The organism is Acidovorax sp. CF316 (assembly GCF_000276605.1).
Lineage (GTDB): Bacteria > Pseudomonadota > Gammaproteobacteria > Burkholderiales > Burkholderiaceae_C > Acidovorax.
The window spans coordinates 1-16,033 of record NZ_AKJX01000093.1; the positions used below are offsets into that span (position 1 = coordinate 1).

General features: G+C 67.9%; 18 protein-coding genes. 3 read left to right on the forward strand and 15 right to left on the reverse strand.

The window, feature by feature from the left end:
* Positions 1-288: 288 nt before the first annotated feature.
* Together PMI14_RS07950 and kdpE are read left to right on the forward strand one after the other, a co-directional pair.
* Positions 289-912 (forward strand): DUF1566 domain-containing protein, encoded by a 624-nt coding sequence (locus PMI14_RS07950; RefSeq protein WP_007852475.1) that lies wholly within the window; start codon positions 289-291, stop codon positions 910-912.
* A gap of 62 nt (positions 913-974) precedes the next feature.
* Positions 975-1,673 carry a two-component system response regulator KdpE gene (gene kdpE, locus PMI14_RS07955; protein ID WP_007852476.1) on the forward strand — a complete coding sequence of 233 codons (699 nt, stop codon included), beginning with the start codon at positions 975-977 and terminating at the stop codon, positions 1,671-1,673.
* A gap of 6 nt (positions 1,674-1,679) precedes the next feature.
* Here kdpE and PMI14_RS07960 read toward each other — a convergent pair whose 3' ends face one another.
* The 4 genes from PMI14_RS07960 to PMI14_RS07975 all read right to left on the reverse strand — a co-directional run bounded on the left by PMI14_RS07960 (position 1,680) and on the right by PMI14_RS07975 (position 5,114).
* A complete protein-coding gene (locus PMI14_RS07960; RefSeq protein WP_007852478.1) occupies positions 1,680-2,960 on the reverse strand; it encodes a TRAP transporter large permease in 1,281 nt (426 codons plus the stop codon).
* Entirely contained in the window at positions 2,957-3,532 is a 576-nt protein-coding gene (locus PMI14_RS07965; RefSeq protein ID WP_007852480.1) for a TRAP transporter small permease, read from the reverse strand. The genes PMI14_RS07960 and PMI14_RS07965 overlap by 4 nt, the downstream gene beginning before the upstream one ends.
* Positions 3,533-3,567: 35 nt before the next feature.
* The gene (locus PMI14_RS07970) at positions 3,568-4,017 is read right to left on the reverse strand and encodes a type II 3-dehydroquinate dehydratase (protein WP_007852481.1); all 450 of its coding nucleotides are present in this window, start codon (positions 4,015-4,017) and stop codon (positions 3,568-3,570) included.
* 140 nt (positions 4,018-4,157) lie between these two features.
* A complete protein-coding gene (locus tag PMI14_RS07975; RefSeq protein WP_085947275.1) occupies positions 4,158-5,114 on the reverse strand; it encodes a TRAP transporter substrate-binding protein in 957 nt (318 codons plus the stop codon).
* A 244-nt stretch (positions 5,115-5,358) separates the two neighbouring features.
* Between PMI14_RS07975 and PMI14_RS07980 the strand changes: the two genes are divergently transcribed.
* Complete coding sequence (locus tag PMI14_RS07980) at positions 5,359-6,141, forward strand: IclR family transcriptional regulator (RefSeq protein WP_007852485.1); 783 nt, start codon at positions 5,359-5,361, stop codon at positions 6,139-6,141.
* On the opposite strand, the gene PMI14_RS07985 is transcribed toward PMI14_RS07980, so the two are convergent.
* The 11 genes from PMI14_RS07985 to PMI14_RS08035 all read right to left on the reverse strand — a co-directional run bounded on the left by PMI14_RS07985 (position 6,138) and on the right by PMI14_RS08035 (position 15,916).
* Complete coding sequence (locus tag PMI14_RS07985; protein ID WP_007852488.1) at positions 6,138-6,716, reverse strand: methylated-DNA--[protein]-cysteine S-methyltransferase; 579 nt, start codon at positions 6,714-6,716, stop codon at positions 6,138-6,140. The two genes, PMI14_RS07980 and PMI14_RS07985, sit on opposite strands and share 4 nt — an antisense overlap.
* Positions 6,706-7,611 carry an SDR family oxidoreductase gene (locus PMI14_RS07990; protein ID WP_007852491.1) on the reverse strand — a complete coding sequence of 302 codons (906 nt, stop codon included), beginning with the start codon at positions 7,609-7,611 and terminating at the stop codon, positions 6,706-6,708. The genes PMI14_RS07985 and PMI14_RS07990 overlap by 11 nt, the downstream gene beginning before the upstream one ends.
* Positions 7,608-8,552, reverse strand: coding sequence for a glutathione S-transferase family protein (locus tag PMI14_RS07995; protein ID WP_007852493.1), 945 nt, complete (start codon positions 8,550-8,552; stop codon positions 7,608-7,610). The genes PMI14_RS07990 and PMI14_RS07995 overlap by 4 nt, the downstream gene beginning before the upstream one ends.
* Before the next feature lie 40 nt (positions 8,553-8,592).
* Entirely contained in the window at positions 8,593-10,278 is a 1,686-nt protein-coding gene (locus tag PMI14_RS08000; protein ID WP_007852496.1) for an isovaleryl-CoA dehydrogenase, read from the reverse strand.
* Positions 10,275-10,733: a GNAT family N-acetyltransferase gene (locus tag PMI14_RS08005; RefSeq protein ID WP_007852500.1), complete on the reverse strand. Its 459-nt coding sequence runs from the start codon at positions 10,731-10,733 to the stop codon at positions 10,275-10,277. The genes PMI14_RS08000 and PMI14_RS08005 overlap by 4 nt, the downstream gene beginning before the upstream one ends.
* Positions 10,734-10,749: 16 nt before the next feature.
* The gene (locus PMI14_RS08010; protein WP_007852502.1) at positions 10,750-11,766 is read right to left on the reverse strand and encodes an NADP-dependent oxidoreductase; all 1,017 of its coding nucleotides are present in this window, start codon (positions 11,764-11,766) and stop codon (positions 10,750-10,752) included.
* A gap of 61 nt (positions 11,767-11,827) precedes the next feature.
* Positions 11,828-12,256 (reverse strand): PaaI family thioesterase, encoded by a 429-nt coding sequence (locus PMI14_RS08015; protein ID WP_007852505.1) that lies wholly within the window; start codon positions 12,254-12,256, stop codon positions 11,828-11,830.
* A gap of 101 nt (positions 12,257-12,357) precedes the next feature.
* Entirely contained in the window at positions 12,358-13,152 is a 795-nt protein-coding gene (locus tag PMI14_RS08020) for an SDR family oxidoreductase (protein ID WP_007852506.1), read from the reverse strand.
* A gap of 124 nt (positions 13,153-13,276) precedes the next feature.
* Positions 13,277-13,480: a hypothetical protein gene (locus tag PMI14_RS08025; RefSeq protein ID WP_007852509.1), complete on the reverse strand. Its 204-nt coding sequence runs from the start codon at positions 13,478-13,480 to the stop codon at positions 13,277-13,279.
* Entirely contained in the window at positions 13,480-15,342 is a 1,863-nt protein-coding gene (locus PMI14_RS08030; RefSeq protein WP_007852512.1) for an acyl-CoA dehydrogenase, read from the reverse strand. Before PMI14_RS08030 ends, PMI14_RS08025 begins: the two co-directional genes overlap by 1 nt.
* Before the next feature lie 97 nt (positions 15,343-15,439).
* Positions 15,440-15,916, reverse strand: a complete 477-nt coding sequence (locus tag PMI14_RS08035) for a hypothetical protein (RefSeq protein ID WP_007852513.1) — start codon at positions 15,914-15,916, stop codon at positions 15,440-15,442.
* Positions 15,917-16,033 lie beyond the last annotated feature (117 nt).

Sequence of the window (16,033 nt, forward strand, 5' to 3'; positions counted from 1 at the left end):
GGGAGCCGGTCGCTGCGGCTGGCGTAGCCGCTGAACTGGGTGCTCAGGCGCGCGATCAGGCGCTCATCGCGCGTGGAATACAGCGCGATGTAGTCGTCGAACAGCTGGCGGATGAGGGTCTGGCGATCCGGTCGCATCGGTGCGGGCTCCCCGTCAGGGGCATCCTGGGTGAAAGAAAAAGAGGCTGTGCGCACTGCCGCGCGCGCCAGCGCAGGGCGCGACGCACTGTAGCACCCCGGCACGAGGCGGCGTGCATGCCGTGCGCACTTCATGCGAACATCGGCCTGTATGACGCACTTTGCCCACAGCCCCTCTCCGCGCCGCACGCTGCTGGCCCTCGCCTGCCTCGGCGGCCTCGCCGCCCCGGTGGCCGCCCTGGCGCAATCGGCGGCCGAGCCCGGGCCCAGTCTGGCGCTCTCGGCCGATGGCAGCCTGGTGGTGGACACGCGCGCCAAGCTGGCCTGGCCGCGCTGCGTGGAAGGCATGCAATGGAACGGCCGCAGTTGCACCGGCACACCGCTGGAACTGGACTACGTCCAGGCCCAGGCCCATGCCCAGGCGCGCTGGAAGGCCGAGGGGGTGCCCTGGCGGCTGCCGCGTGCCGCAGAACTGCGCCGCCTGGTCGACAAATCGGCCAGCACGCCCGGGCTCGACGCCCGGCTGTTCCCCGCCGCACCCTCGGGCTGGTACTGGGCCTCCAATACCAATGTGCAAGGGGGCCTGGCGGGCAACCAGTACAACTACGGCAACGTGGAGCGGGCCCAGCGCCAGGTGCAAGGCGGCGAGAGCCTGGACTCCACCCGCGTGAACCAGCGCTTTGCCGTGGACCTGCAAACCGGCGACATCCGCTCGGACGCAGCGAAGTTCAGCAAGCTGCACTTTCGCCTGGTGCGTACCTATACCGATCAATGAAGGCATGGGCCACCGGGCGCCGATGCCCTCAGGCTTCCCCTCCCCCTGAAAGACGCCCCTGCATGGCCAGCCCAGCCCCCATCGCCGTCGTGATCGAAGACGAGCCCCAGATTCGCCGCTTCGTGCGCGGCGCGCTCGAAGCCGAAGGCTGGCAGGTGCACGAGGCCGACACCCTGCAGCGTGGCCTGACCGAGGCCGGCACACGCAAGCCCGACCTGCTGGTGCTGGACCTGGGCCTGCCCGACGGCGAAGGCCTCACTCTGATCCGTGACGTGCGCCAGTGGTCCAGCGTGGCCATCATCGTGCTCTCGGCGCGCATCGACGAGGCCGACAAGATCGCCGCGCTGGACGCCGGCGCCGACGACTACCTGACCAAGCCCTTCGGCGTGGGCGAGCTCATGGCGCGCGTGCGCGCCAACCTGCGCCGCCCGCGCGCCACGGGCGCATCGCAGGAGGAAGAGACGTCCTTCCGCTTCGGCGAGGTCACCGTCGACCGCCAGGCCCGCCTGGTGCAGCGCGGCGGCCAGGAGGTCCACCTCACGCCCCTGGAGTACCGGCTGCTGTCGGTGCTGGTCGCCAATGCCGGGCGCGTGCTCACGCACCGCCAGCTGCTGCGCGAGGTCTGGGGCCCCTCGCACAGCGAGCAGAGCCACTACCTGCGCATCTACATGGGCCACCTGCGCCAGAAGCTGGAGGCCGACCCGGCCCAGCCGCGGCACCTGCTGACGGAAACCGCGGTGGGCTATCGGCTGATGCCATGAGCCTCCTCATCCGTGGAAGAACTTGGCCGGCCAGGTCACCAGCCACGGGAAGACCACCATGAGGAACATGATGGCGAACTCCGCGATCATGAAGGGCACGACGCCCTTGGTGACGTCGTCCATCGACATCTTGCCCACCCCGGCCACCACGTTGAGCACCGTGCCCACCGGCGGGGTGACCAGGCCGATGGAGTTGTTGATGATGAACATCACGCCGAAGTAGACCGGATCAATGCCTGCCGCATTCACCACCGGCATCAGCACGGGCGTGAGGATCAGGATGGTGGGCGTCATGTCCATGGCAGTGCCCACGGCCATCACCAGCACCATGATGGCCGCCATGAGCAGGATCTTGTTGTCCATGAAGGGCTGCAGCAACCCCACCACCTTGGACGGCAGGTCGGCCACGGTGATGAGCCAGGCGCTGACCATGGCCGCAGCGATCAGGAACATCACGATGGCGCTGGTCTTGGCGGCGGCGACGAAGATGCCGTAGAGGTCGCGCCAGCTGATCTCGCGGTAGATCACCGCCGAGACGAAGAGTGCGTATACCGCCGCCACGACAGCCGCCTCGGTGGGCGTGAACACCCCCATGCGCAGACCGACGAGGATGATCACCGGCAGCATCAGTGCCCACAGGGCCTTGCGCAGGGCCGTGAGGATCTCCGCGGCGGACTTGCGCGGTGGCGGCACGATCTTCTCGCGCCGCACCAGGAAGGCCCAGGTGAGCCACAGCGCGGCACCGATCAGGATGCCCGGCACGATGGCCGCGAGGAACAGCTTGGAGATCGACACGTTGGCCGCCACCCCGAAGATCACCAGCCCGATGCTGGGAGGGATCACCGGGCCGATGACGCCGGTGGCCGCGATCAGCCCGCCGGCACGCGACTTGTCGTGCCCGGCCTTGACCATCATGGGCAGCAGCAACGCGGTGAGCGCGGCCGCATCGGCCACGGCCGAACCCGACAGGGCCGACAGCAGGCAGCCGGCCATGATGGTCACATAGCCCAGCCCGCCCTTCACATGGCCCACCAGCGCCAGCGCGAAGTCCACGATGCGGCGCGACAGGCCGCCCACGTTCATGATTTCGCCGGCCAGCATGAAGAAGGGCACCGCCAGCAGCGGAAAGCTGTCGGCCCCGCCGATCAGGTTCTGCGCGAGGATCTGCGCGTCGAACAAGTCCAGGTGCCACATCAGCGCCACGCCGCTGGCCAGGAGCGAGAAGGCGATCGGGATGCCCATGGCCATGGCCAGCAGCAGCGATCCGACAAAGACGAAGATGGTCATCGCGCGCCCTCCTTGCCGCGGGGCGCTTCGGTGCCTGCCGCGCCCAGGATCTGCTGCAACTGCACCGCCTCTTCGGACTCCTGCACCATCACCAGGTCCTCGTCGGCGATCTGGCCGCTGAGCAGCTTGTACAGGTCGATGGCCAGGATCAGCGCCGCGCAGACGGCGAACACCAGGCCCGCGCTGTAGACGATGGCCATGGACGCGCCCGTGGTCGGCGCCGTCACGTCCCAGTTGATGCGCGCCTGCGCCAGACTGCCCTGGAACAGCAGCCAGACGATGTAGAGCATGACCCCGTGCCCGAGGGCCAGGCAGGCCTTCTTGCCGGCCGCCGGCAGGCGCTGCACCACCATGTCCACCCCCAGGTGGCCATGCTCACGCAGCGCGACGATGGCCCCGAGGAAGGTCATCCAGATGAAAAGCCAGCGCGACACTTCTTCCGACACGGTGATGCCGGAATTGAAGCCGTAGCGCAGCACCACGTTGCCGAACACCAGCACCACCATCAGCGCCAGCATGGCGGCAATCACCGCCTCCAGCACACGGCAGGCGCGGTCCATCCATCGATTCATGTTGTCTTTTCCTGTGATCGTCTGGATGGCTGGCGTCAGGCCGCCTGGGAGGCTTCGCGCAGGCTTTCCACCAGCGAGCGCAGCGCCGCCAGGTAGGAATGCGGGCCGAAGCCCTGCACCGTGGCCTTGACGGCCGGCGAGATGATGGAGTGCGCGCGCCAGGCCTCGCGCGCGGCGATGTTGGACATGTGCACCTCGATCACCGGGAAGGGCATGGCCTTGATCGCGTCGTGCAGCGGCACGCCATGCTGCGTGAGGCCGGCAGGGTTCACCAGCGCGCCCTGCGCAGCGTCGATGTGCTCGTGCAGGAAGTCGATCAGCGCGCCTTCGTGGTTGGACTGCAGGATGCCGAGTTCCACGCCGAGCTCGGCGGCGAGCTTCTGCAGGCGCTCGTTGATCTGCGCCAGCGTGGTGGTGCCGTAGATATGGGGTTCGCGGCGCCCGAACAGGTTCAGGTTGGGGCCGTGGAGGACGAGGATTTTCATGGGGTGTTCAGGGTTGGGAGCGGCTGACAAAGCTCAGCGAAGCGGTTCTGGCTAGGCGCTACACGTCTGATTGATTGCAGGCAGTGCGCATAGCACGACAAGACGCAGCAACGACGCCAGAAGAGTTTTGCCAGGCGCTCTTACTTGCGGATGCGGGCCAGTTCGTCGTTGTAGAGCTTCACGATGGCCGGGTCGTAGGTGGCCGCGAACTTCTCGATCACCGGCTTGGCGATCTGCTGCATGCGTGCCAGCTCGGCGGGCGCGATCTCGTTGTAGGCCATGCCCTTGGCCTGCAGGTCGCCCACCGAGCGCTGCGCTGCGGCGCGGCTCACCTGGCGCTGGTAGCCACGCGCCTCGTTGGCGGCATCGTTCATCATCTTCTGTTCGACGGGCGAAAGCTGGTCCCAGAACTTCTTGCTCACCAGCACGATGTTGGCGGCGTACACATGGTTGGTGGCGCTCACGTACTTCTGCACCTCGAACATCTTGTTCGACAGGATCACCGCATAGGGGTTCTCCTGGCCGTCCACGGCCTTGGCTTCCAGCGCGCCGTAGAGTTCGGCGAACGGCATGGGCACGGGGTTGGCCTTGAAGGCCTTGAAGGTCTCGAGGAACACCGGATTCGGGATCACGCGCAGCTTGAGGCCGTCGAAGTCATCGGCCTTGGTGATGGCGCGCTTGCTGTTGGTCACATTGCGAAAGCCCAGGTCCCAGTAGCCCAGGGCCACCAGGCCCTTCTCGGGCAGCCTGGCGATCAGTGCCTGGCCCAGCGGACCATCGAGCAGCGCATCGGCCTGGGCGAAGTTGGCCACGGCGAACGGAAAGTCCACGAGGCCGAATTCCTTGACGATGCCGGCCAGCGAGGTGGTGGCCGGTGCCGACATCTGCTGCACGCCGCCCTGCAGCGCCGACTGCTGCTGCATCTCGTTGCCCAGCTGCGAGGCAGGGAACTCCATCACCTTCATCTTGCCGCCGCTCTTGGCGGCCAGCAGCTCGCCAAAGCGCTTGACCCCGAAGCTCACCGGGTGGTCGGCGTTGTTCAGGTGGCCGAAGCGGATCACGCGCTCCTGCTGGGCGGCGGCGGGCAGCGAAGCCATCAGCAGGGACAGGCCAGCGGCGGCCAGGAGGCAAGCAGTTTTTCTCACGGGACATCTCCATCAAAAGTCGGACCAGGGACATGCATCCGGAACACCGGTTGCGCCTTGGGATGAATCGTAGTTAAAAAGTGGAAACTCTTTCCATAGTAGAAACCCTTTAACAAATTTTGGTACATTGCCGCCATGTGGCTGGCCCCGGTAGGGCCTGTCCGCAGGAAGACGACCACCGAAAGAGACCCACGCCATGAGCAGCATCCTCGAGCGCAGCTTCAAAGTCCTGGAGCACCTGGCCCCGCACCCCGAGGGCAAGGCCCTGTCGAGCCTGGCCTCCGAGCTCGATATGCCCCTGAGCGCCACGCACCGCCTGCTGGCCGAGCTGGTGCGTTGCGGCTACGTGCGCCAGGACCACAGCCAGGGCAACTACATGCTGACCATCAAGCTGGTGTCGCTGGGCCTGGGCTTCCTGAGCGCCACAGGCGTGGTGGACATTGCCCAGCCCCTGCTGGACCGGCTGGCCGCCGAATCCGGTGAGCTGGTGCGCCTGGCCGTGGTCGATGGGGACGAGCTGACCTTCGTGGCCAAGGCCCAGGGCGCCGTGCGCGGCCTGCGCTACGACCCGGACATGGGCCTGTCGGTCAACCTGTCGTGCAGCTCGGCCGGCCATGCCTGGCTGTCCACCATGAGCGACGAGGAGGCCCTGGCCCTGGTATCACGCCAGGGCTTCGGCAAGCCCGAGGACTACGGCCCCAATGCCCCGACCACCGTCAAGGAGCTGCTGGCCTACCTGCGCACGGCGCGCCAGCTGGGCTTCAGCACCATCGTCGAGGTCTTCGCGCCGGCCATGACGGCCATGGCCGCGCCCATCCGCCGGGGCAACGGCACGGTGCTGGGGGTGGTGACGATCGCGGGGCCCCTGGTGCGCTTGACCCCTGAGCGCATGCAGGCCCTGGGCCCTGCCCTGCTGAACACCACGCACGACCTGGCACTGGCCAGCGGGGGGTCTGCCTTGTTGAAGAAACGCGGTTAGGACCTGGGCGCGAACAGCGCCAAGGTGTCGTGGGCGAAGGCGCCCTCGATCTCCAGCATGCGCATCTTGGTGGCCGCGCCGCCGCCAGCGGAAAACCCTCCCGTCTTGCCACCTGCGGCCAGGATGCGATGGCACGGCACCACCGGCGCAAACGGGTTGTGCCCCAGTGCCTGGCCCACGGCGCGCGCGGCCCCCGGCTCGCCCAGGGCGGCGGCCATCTCGCCATAGGTCATGGTCTTGCCGGGCGGGATGCGCCGGGCCAGCTCATAGACACGGGCATTGAAGGGCGGCACACCCTCGGTGGCCAGCGGCACATCGAGCAGGTCGTCGTGCGCGCCCGCGAGCAGGGCCACCACGCGCGCCGCCCAGGCGGCCACCTCGGGCGGCATGGGCGATTCGGGCGTGCCTGGAAAGCGCCACTGCATGCGTGCGCGGGTGTGCGCCTCTCCCTCGTCCTCGGGCAGCTGCACGCCGACCAGCAGGGGGCCATCCCAGGCCAGGCCGCAATGCCCCACCGCCGTAGCAAACAGCGCAAAGCCATGGGCTGCCGATGGCCCGCGCTTTTCAGTCTGCACGCAGGGCGGCCTTGAGTTGGGCACCGATCTCGGGCTTGCTCGCAAAGGGGTCGGTGGGGTTGCGCATGAGCATGATGTCTTCCATGCGCGTCTGCACCGAGGCAATCGCCTGCGGGTGGCTGTAGATGTAGAACTGGCGCTGCGCGACGGCATCGAAGACCTTCTGGGCCACCTCGGCCGCCGTCACCTTGCCGCTGCCCACGGCCTTGTCGGTCATGGCCTGGCCGATGAGCTGGCTGCGCGTGGGCTTGCCGGCCTGCAGCTCGCCGGGGCGGTTGCGGTGGCTCTGGCTGATGCCCGTGGGCACGAAGAAGGGGCACAGCACGCTGGCGCTGACCTGGTCGGTCACCAGGGCCAGATCCTGGTAGAGGGTTTCGGACAGGCTCACCACCGCGTGCTTGCTCACGTTGTAGACGCCCATGTTGGGCGCATCGACCAGGCCGGCCATGCTGGCCGTGTTGACGATGTGGCCGCGCCAGGCCGGGTCCTTCTTCGCGGCGGCGAGCATCATGGGGGTGAACAGGCGCACGCCGTGGATCACGCCCCAGAGGTTCACGCCCAGCACCCACTCCCAGTCCTTGGCGGTGTTTTCCCACACCAGGCCGCCCGCGCCCACGCCGGCATTGTTGAACACCAGGTGCGGTGCGCCGAAGCGCTGCTCCACGTCCACCGCAAGCTGTTCCATCTGCCCGGCGTCGGACACATCCACCTTGCGCGCCAGCACCTGCGCCCCCGCAGCCTGCGCCTCGGCGGCAGCCGCGTCGAGCGCGTCCTGCTGCACATCCACCAGCACCAGGTTCATCCCCAGGCGCGCACCGATGCGCGCGCATTCGAGGCCGAAGCCCGAACCCGCGCCCGTGAGAACGGCTGTCTTGCCCTTGAAGTCGTCGATCATGTTGTTTTCTCGGCCTTTCGCAATGTGTAGCCAATACGGGGGAAGTGCACGTGCAGCAGGCCCGCGCGCGGGTCGGTGCGGCGCAGGGTGTAGCGGGTGCGGGTGGCGGCGATCAGCTCGCCCTCCGTGGGCTCGGTGCCGAAGCTCTCGGCGGCAATCGTCACCAGGCTGCCCAGGGCAATGCCATGGTCGTCCTGGAAGACGTCGTCGGCCAGGGGCAGCGGGTCCAGGCCGGCGGCCACGGTGATGGCGTCTTCGGAACTGAGCTTGTCCATGCGGCCATGGCCCAGGGCCGCCACGCGGTCCATCCATTCGAGCACGGCGGGCGTGGCGCTGAAGATGTCGGCCATCACCGGAACGCACTGGCGCGTGAACCACAGCGGGTGGTAGGCGGCGAAGTCGGCCAGGCAGGGCTCGGCGCCGAACAGGAAGTCATGCTCCTCGGCCATGTGCGCGATGCGGCGCAGGTAGGAGCGGTAGGCCGCCGTGGCATCGGCCGAACGCAGGCGGTGCATGCCGGCGCTCATCTCGCGGCGGTCCTCGCCAAAGGCCTGGGCGGCACCCGGCGGCAGGTTGGCGAACATGACCGCCGCACCCTTGGGCTGCAGGTTGTAGGCCATGGCGGCCCAGAACAGAGTGGTGTCGGCCCACTGCGCGAACACGCGCGCCACGCCCTTCAAGTGCGGCGGGTAGAGCACGGGCTCGGGCTGCACATGCTCGAGCACGTCGCAGATCAGGGCCGAGTCGCAGTAGATGTCGGCGCCGATCTGCAGGAACGGCGTCTTGCGGTAGCCGCCCGTGAGGGCCACCACATCGGGCTTGGGAGCGATGCTGGGGATGATCACCGACTTCCAGGCCAGTTGCTTGTAGCCCAGTGCCAGGCGGATCTTTTCCGAGAACGGGGACGAGGGGTAATGGTGCAGGATCAGGGAGGTGGTCATCAGGTGCTCTCCGGCAAGACTGTGTTGGTGGGGGTGCCGCTCATGCAGGCAGTGCGCGGTCCAGCAAGGCGTCGAAATCCACGCCCGCGCCCAGCGTGCCGAAACTGTAGCCCCAGTCGCCGCCCAGGCGCGAGTCGCAGAAGGCGCCGAACACGCTGGCCGGTGCGCTCTTGTACAGCAGCGCGGCCTGCACGGCCAGGGCCACGTCCTGCGCCAGGCGCCGGGCCTCGGCCTCGGTGGTCATGGCGTCCACGCGCAGCGGCAGTGCGCTGGCCATGCGGTCCAGCGCCGCATGGGCACCGCGTGCCGGGGCCAGTTCGTCGGCCAGTGCGGCCGCGGTGTCGGCGCGGCGCACGGCGCGCAGCAGGTCCAGCGCCATGATGTTGCCCGCGCCTTCCCAGATGGAGTTGAGCGGCATCTCGCGGTAGATGCGGGCCATGGTGCCCTCGCCGCCCTCCTCCACATAGCCGTTGCCGCCCAGGCATTCCATGGCCTCCTGCGCGAACGCGCTGCCGCGCTTGCAGATCCAGAACTTGGCCACGGGCGTGAGCAGGCGCGCCATCACGGCCTCATGGGGGCTGCCGTCCTTGTTGTCGAAGGCGCTGGCCAGGCGGATGGCCAGGGCCGTGGCGGCCTCGCTCTCCAGCGCCAGGTCGGCCAGCACGTTGCGCATCAGCGGCTGCTCGATGAGCTTCTTGCCGAAGGCCATGCGCTGGCGCGTGTGCTGCAGCGCCAGCGACAGCGCCTGGCGCATGAGGCCGCTGGTGCCCAGCGCGCAGTCCAGGCGCGTCATGGTGCCCATCTCGAGGATCTGGGCCACGCCGCGCCCCTCCTCGCCCACGCGCCAGGCCAGGGCGTCGACGAACTCGACTTCGGAGCTCGCGTTGGCGTGGTTGCCCAGCTTGTCCTTCAGGCGCTGGATGCGGATGGCGTTGAGGCTGCCGTTGTCACCTTCCGATGGCAGCACGCGCGGCAGGAAGAAACAGGTGAGCCCGCCCGGCGCCTGGGCCAGCACCAGGAAGGCATCGCACATGGGGGCCGAGAAGAACCATTTGTGGCCCGTGAGCCGGTAGCGCGCGCCCCAGGCGTCGCTGCCATCAGCCACGGCCTGGGTGGTGTTGGCGCGCACGTCCGAGCCGCCCTGCTTCTCGGTCATGCCCATGCCCATGGTGAGCGCAGACTTCTGCGAGAACAGCGCCAGGCGCGGGTCGTAGCGGGTGCTGGCCAGGCCGGCGCTCCAGTCGGCCCACACGGCGGGGTTGCCGCGCAGCGCTGGCGTCACGGCATAGCTCATGGAGACGGGGCACAGCACCGAGGGCTCGGTCTCGGTGAAGAGCATGAAGCCGGCCGCGCGCTCCAGGTGCGCATGGGTCGCCCTCGCGTCCGTGCGCGACCAGGGCGTGGCATGCAGGCCGTGGCGCAGCGCGGCGCCGATCAGGGCGTGGTAGCTCGGGTGGAACTCCACCGCATCGGTGCGGCGGCCCACGCGGTCGTGCGTGTGCAGCTCGGGCTTGTGGGTGTTGGCCAGGCGCGCATGCTCCTGCATGGCGGCCGAGCCCATCTCGGCGCCCAGGGCCGTGAGGCCGCTCCTGTCCAGGCCCGGCGCATGCAGGGCCACGGCGTCCTGCAGCGGCCGGTTGCTGGTGAACAGGTTCACATCCGAGAGCGGCGCGCTCTGGTTGAAGACCGTGTGCGTGGCCGATACCGTCGAAGACAGAGAGGTCATGGGGAACTCCACAGCATTTCGATATGGGGGATGTCGTCCTCGAGGTACTCGTCCGACACCACCACGAAACCAAGGCTGCCATAAAAGCGCTGCAGGTGCGCCTGGGCGCTGATGCGCACACCGCAGCCCGGCCACACCTGGCGGCAGCGCGCCAGCCCTTCTTGCATCAACAGGCGCCCCGTGCCATCGCCACGCGCCTCCTTGGCGGTGACCACGCGGCCGATGGAGGGCTCGGGGTAGTTCACGCCCGGGTCCACCACGCGCAGGCAGGCCTGCAGCGCACCGGCACCATCGTAGCCCAGCAGGTGCCAGGATTGCTTGTCGGCCCCGTCCGGGTCCTGGTAGGGCCCCTGCTCCAGGATGAAGACCTTGCAGCGCAGCGCCAGCGTGTCGTGCAGGGCATGCACGCCGAGGTCATCGAAGCGGGCCCAGGTCCAGTGCAGGTTCAACGCCATGTGCGGGTGCGCTCCTTCAGATGAGTTTGACCAGTTGCTTGCCGAAATTCTTGCCCTTGAGCAGGCCGAGGAAGGCCTCGGGCGCGGCGGCGATGCCTTCTGCAACGGTCTCGCGCGGGCGCAGCTTGCCGGTGCCCACCAGGGTGCCCAGTTCCTTCAGCGCCTCGGGCCAGACTTCCATGTGCTCGCTGACGATGAAGCCTTCGATCTTCATGCGGTTGATCAGCATCAGCGCGGGGTTGGCCATGGGCAGGGGCTGGCCATCGTAGCCGGCGATCATGCCGCACAAGGCCACGCGGCTGAAGGCGTTCATGCGCAGCATCACGGCGTCCATGATCCAGCCGCCCACGTTCTCGAAGTAGCCGTCGATGCCCTTCGGGCAGGCTTCCTTCAAGGCCTTGGACATGGCCTTCACGTCGCTGTGCTCCTTGTAGTCGATGCAGGCGTCGAAGCCCAGTTCCTCGACCGCATAGCGGCACTTGTCGGCACCGCCGGCAATGCCCACGGCGCGGCAGCCGCGCGCCTTGGCCAGTGCAGCAAAGGCGCTGCCCACGGCGCCCGTGGCGGCGCTCACCACCACGGTGTCGCCTTCCTTGGGGGCGATGATCTTCACCAGGCCGTACCAGGCCGTAACGCCGGGCATGCCCACCGCGCCCAGGTAGTGCGACAGCGGCACATGCGTGGTGTCCACCTTGCGCAATGCACCGGGCGTGTTGGCGTCGACCACGCTGTACTCCTGCCAGCCACCCATGCCCACGACCTTGTCGCCGACGGCGTACTTGGGGTTCTGGCTCTCGGCCACCTCGCCCACGGTGCCGCCGATCATGACCTCACCGAGGCCTTGCGATGCCGCATAGCTCTTGCTCTCGTTCATGCGGCCGCGCATGTACGGGTCCAGGCTCAGGAAATGGTGGCGCACCAGCACCTGGCCGTCCTGCAGCGCGGGCGTGTCGCTGGCGACGAGCTTGAAGTTGCCGGCCACGGCCTCGCCCTGTGGGCGGTTGTCGAGCACGATCTGTTGGTTGCGGGCCATGGGGAACTCCTGGGAAAACAAGGGGGGTTGGTGGAGCGGCCATCGGGCCGTCCGGAAAAGCTCAGTCGCTGGAGATCGACTTCAGCGGCTGGCCGGTGGCCGGGTCTACCGCCCGGCGCACGTATTTGAAGGTGCCTGTCGCATGGCTGCACAGGCGGCCCTCGGCGTCATAGACCGAGGCCTCGGTGAAGGCCATCGAGGCCGTGCGGTGCAGCAGGCGGCCCTTGGCCACCAGCGGGCCGCGCGCGGCCTGCATGAAGCTGGTCTTCATCTCGATGGTGACCACGCCGTGGTCCGGCGTCTCGCTGCGCGCCGCGGTGGCCATGGTCACATCCAGCAAGGTCATGGTGGCGCCGCCATGCGTGACCTCGAAGGAATTGAGGTGCTCGGGCGCCGCCTCGTAGTGCAGCTCCGACTCGCCCTGCTGCATGCGGTGCAGCGTGAAGCCCAGGTGGCTGACAAAAGGAATGGGAACACCGAAATTCAGCACAGGCAACTCCAGAATACAAAGGGAAAGACTGCAAGCATAGACCCTGCCGCCCCCCTGAATGGCAGGCCCGCGCGCCATGGGCGCGCAGGCCTTGAACGGCCTCAGCCGCCCGTGACGATGCTGACGCCGCCGTCCACCGCCAGCCACTGGCCGGTGATGTGCTTGCCGGCGTCCGACGCGTACAGCGCGCACAGGCCCTTCAGGTCCTCGTCGTCGCCCAGGCGGCCCAGCGGCGCGTGGGCGGCCAGGGCCTCCTCGCCCATGGCCTTCAGGGTGCCCACCGTCATCTTGCTCGGGAAGAAGCCCGGGCAGATGGCGTTCACGCGGATGTTGTACTGGCCCCATTCGGCGGCCAGCGCACGCGTGAAGTTGATCACCGCGCCCTTGGAGGTGTTGTAAGCAATGGTGTTCATGCCCTTGGGGTTGCCGCCCAGGCCGGCGATGGACGCCACGTTGATGATGCTGCCGCTGCGCCGGCCGATCATGCTGTGCTTGGCGATGTGCTGCGACAGGATGAAGTAGCCGCGCACGTTGAGGTTCATGACCTTGTCCCAGGCTTCCACGGGGTGGTCTTCGGCGGGCGCGCCCCAGGCGGCGCCGGCGTTGTTGAGCAGGATGTCGACATGGCCCAGGCGCGCCAGGGCTTCCTCGCCCAGGCGGCGGATGTCGGCCTCGTTGGCGCAATCGGCGGCGATCCACTGGGCGTCGATGCCGGCAGCCTTCAATTCGGCGGCGGCCTCTTCCAGGTCGGACGCCTTGCGCGAGCTCAGCAGCACCTTGGCGCCGGCCTCGCCCAGCGCCTGTGCCAGTTGCAGGCCCAGGCCGCGCGAACCGCCGGTCACCAGGGCGGTCTTGCCGGACAGGTCGAACAGTTGTTGGATGGTGCGGGTGGTCATGTCGTCGTCTCCTTGAGTTTGTCGTCGGTGGGTGCGCAGGGCATGGTTGCCATGCGCTCTGAAAAACGGGGCAGCGCAGGAATTGTGCGGCGCAACCAAGGTGCGCCGTGTCGCCTGTGCGATTTCAGGCGCTGGACTTCAGGCGCGAGCGCACGCCGATCAGCACCACGCCCACGGCCGCCAGCACGCCGCCGGCAGCCGACAGCGCCCAGCCCAGCGCCTCGTCGGCACGGGCCGTGGCAAGGCCCAGCACCAGCGTGAGCAGGCCGCCGTAGATCAGCGCCCAGATGAGCTGGTGCATGCGCTCCAGTGTCTGCGGTGCGGCCATCAGAAGGCGTCCTCGGGGAATACTGCGCAGGTCGCGTCGCGGGTGCTGACGACCTGCAGCCAGGCGCCGATCTTGGGCAGCTCGTAGTGGAAGAAAAAGCGCATGGCCCCCATTCTGCCCACACCCGCGGGCTGCGCCAGCGCCGGGTCGGCCTGCAACGTGGCCAGGGCCACGTCCAGCCAGACCCAGGCCAGCACCGTGTGGCCGAAGGCCTGCATGTAGGGCACGGCGTTGGCCAGTGCATCGGTGGGCTGGCCCGTGGACCAGGCGGCTTTGGTGGCGGCTCCCACCTGCTGCAGTGCGCTGCCCAGGGCATTGGCATGCGCGGCCAGCGCAGGCACCTGGATGGCGCGTTCGATGGTGGCGTTGATGCGCGCCGCCAGCAGTTGCAGGCCGCGGCCGTTTTCCATCAGCACCTTGCGGCCCAGCAGGTCCATGGCCTGGATGCCGTGCGTGCCTTCGTGGATCATGTTCAGGCGGTTGTCGCGCCAGTACTGCTCCACCGGGAAGTCGCGCGTGTAGCCATAGCCACCGTGGATCTGGATGGCCAGGCTGTTGGCCTCCAGGCACCACTCGCTGGGCCAGCTCTTGGCGATGGGAGTGAGCACTTCCAGCAGCAGGCGCGCCTCGTCGGCCGCGGCGGAATCGCCCGTGGCCTGCTCGTCCACCAGGCGCGCGCAGAACAGGTTGAGCGCGAGCGCGCCCTCGCCGTAGGACTTTTGCGCCAGCAGCATGCGCTTGACGTCGGCATGCTCGATGATGCGCACCTGCGGCTGCGCCACGTCCTTGACCACGGCGGCAGCGGCGGCATCCTTGTCCTTGGGGTTCTGCACCGGGCGGCCCTGCGGGCGGTTCTTCGCGTAGTCGAGGCTCGCGTAGTAGCCCGCCAGGCCGAGCACGGTGGCCGCCATGCCGATGCCGATGCGCGCCTCGTTCATCATGTGGAACATGCAGTGCAGGCCCTTGCCGGCCTGGCCTACCAGGTAGCCCACGGCACCGGCCTCGCCATCGACCGGGTACTTGCCCTCGCCGAAGTTGAGCAAGGTGTTGGTCGTGCCGCGCCAGCCGAGCTTGTGGTTCAGGCCCGCCAGCGCCACGTCGTTGCGCACGCCGGTCAGGTTGCCATCGGTGTCCACCAGCTTCTTGGGCACGATGAACAGCGAGATGCCGCGGGTGCCGGGCACCAGCTTGCCATCGGGCCCGGGGATCTTGGCCAGCACCAGGTGGATGATGTTCTCGGTGAGCTCGTGCTCGCCGGCCGAGATCCACATCTTGTTGCCCTTGAGGCGGTAGCGCGGCCCCAGCGGGTCGCTCTCGAAACCTGCGCCATCGGGCACGGCGCGCGTGGCCACGTCGCTCAGGCTGGAGCCGGCCTGTGGCTCCGACAGGCACATGGTGCCCGAGAAGCGGCCCGAGAATTCGTTGAGCGCGAACACGGTCTTCTGCGCCTCGGTGCCATGCACCATGAGCAGGTTGGCATTGCCCACCGTGAGCAGGCCCGAGCCCATGCTGATGGACGCCAGGCCGAAGAAACTGTTGGCCGCAGCCTCCACCGTGTAGGGCAGTTGCATGCCGCCGATGTCGTAGTCCTGCGCGGCGCTGAGCATGCCCGAGGCCGCATAGGCCTTCTGCGCATCGTGCGTGCACTGGGGCAGCGTGACCTTCTCGCCGTCGAAATGCGGTTCCTGCGTGTCGACCGTGCGGTTGAACGGCGCGTACTTCTCTCGCGCGATGCGCTCGCAGGTGTCGAGCACGGCGTCGAAGGTGTCGCGCGAATGGTCGGCAAAGCGCTCGCGCTCGGGCAGGGCCTGGGCCTCGAGCCACTGGTAGAGAAGGAATTCGACGGTGGGGCGGTAGCTCATGTGTGAAAACCCTGGAGAAAACGCGCGCACAGCGCAGGGATGGGCCACCGGACCGCACCGCCGCCGCGCGGGGCGGCGGTCACATGCCTGGCGGCGACTATTTCTTGTGGTTCAGGACGACTTCGGAAAAGCACCAGTAGTCCATGTCGTCATTGGGGTTCTGCTGGCAGTTGTTCTCGCCGATCTGCAGGCGCCGCGCACCGGCCGGCAGGCTGGCGAACTGGACCTTCAGGGTCTTGCGCTTGCCGGGACGGATCTGGTCCATGCCGTTCTCGCACGACATCAGGCCCGTGCTGCTTTCCTGCTTCAGCACCTTGCCGCTGTCCAGGTCCTTGAGCATGAATGCTTCCGGCTTGTGGCTGGGCTGGGCGCAGGCCTCGACGATGTCCCGCTTGCTGCTGTTGCGCAGCACGATGGTCACCGTGGTGCGCTCGGGCGTGATGGCCACCTCCTGCAGGATGGTGTCGGGGTCATCGGCCAGCGGCTGGTTGAGCCGGTAGCTCTGCGCATGGGCGACAGTGCCCACAGTGGATACGACCAGGATGGCCAGGGCTGCGCAAACCTTCGTGAACATGGATGGATCTCTCTTGATGGAATGGTGATTGTTGTAGGCCTGGGGCAGCGCACAGCCATGGCCACACGCCGCCTGCAGACCGGCCGCTGAAACGGCCGGTCTGCATTGTCCCCAAAC

What these genes read in the sequence shown, in the direction of transcription:
- PMI14_RS07950 (WP_007852475.1), top strand. Translation starts at nt 289, where the DNA reads ATGACGCACTTTGCCCACAGCCCCTCTCCGCGCCGCACGCTGCTGGCC.
- kdpE (WP_007852476.1), top strand. Translation starts at nt 975, where the DNA reads ATGGCCAGCCCAGCCCCCATCGCCGTCGTGATCGAAGACGAGCCCCAG.
- PMI14_RS07960 (WP_007852478.1), bottom strand. Translation starts at nt 2,960, where the DNA reads ATGACCATCTTCGTCTTTGTCGGATCGCTGCTGCTGGCCATGGCCATG.
- PMI14_RS07965 (WP_007852480.1), bottom strand. Translation starts at nt 3,532, where the DNA reads ATGAATCGATGGATGGACCGCGCCTGCCGTGTGCTGGAGGCGGTGATT.
- PMI14_RS07970 (WP_007852481.1), bottom strand. Translation starts at nt 4,017, where the DNA reads ATGAAAATCCTCGTCCTCCACGGCCCCAACCTGAACCTGTTCGGGCGC.
- PMI14_RS07975 (WP_085947275.1), bottom strand. Translation starts at nt 5,114, where the DNA reads ATGGCTTCGCTGCCCGCCGCCGCCCAGCAGGAGCGCGTGATCCGCTTC.
- PMI14_RS07980 (WP_007852485.1), top strand. Translation starts at nt 5,359, where the DNA reads ATGAGCAGCATCCTCGAGCGCAGCTTCAAAGTCCTGGAGCACCTGGCC.
- PMI14_RS07990 (WP_007852491.1), bottom strand. Translation starts at nt 7,611, where the DNA reads ATGATCGACGACTTCAAGGGCAAGACAGCCGTTCTCACGGGCGCGGGT.
- PMI14_RS07995 (WP_007852493.1), bottom strand. Translation starts at nt 8,552, where the DNA reads ATGACCACCTCCCTGATCCTGCACCATTACCCCTCGTCCCCGTTCTCG.
- PMI14_RS08000 (WP_007852496.1), bottom strand. Translation starts at nt 10,278, where the DNA reads ATGACCTCTCTGTCTTCGACGGTATCGGCCACGCACACGGTCTTCAAC.
- PMI14_RS08005 (WP_007852500.1), bottom strand. Translation starts at nt 10,733, where the DNA reads ATGGCGTTGAACCTGCACTGGACCTGGGCCCGCTTCGATGACCTCGGC.
- PMI14_RS08010 (WP_007852502.1), bottom strand. Translation starts at nt 11,766, where the DNA reads ATGGCCCGCAACCAACAGATCGTGCTCGACAACCGCCCACAGGGCGAG.
- PMI14_RS08020 (WP_007852506.1), bottom strand. Translation starts at nt 13,152, where the DNA reads ATGACCACCCGCACCATCCAACAACTGTTCGACCTGTCCGGCAAGACC.
- PMI14_RS08025 (WP_007852509.1), bottom strand. Translation starts at nt 13,480, where the DNA reads ATGGCCGCACCGCAGACACTGGAGCGCATGCACCAGCTCATCTGGGCG.
- PMI14_RS08030 (WP_007852512.1), bottom strand. Translation starts at nt 15,342, where the DNA reads ATGAGCTACCGCCCCACCGTCGAATTCCTTCTCTACCAGTGGCTCGAG.
- PMI14_RS08035 (WP_007852513.1), bottom strand. Translation starts at nt 15,916, where the DNA reads ATGTTCACGAAGGTTTGCGCAGCCCTGGCCATCCTGGTCGTATCCACT.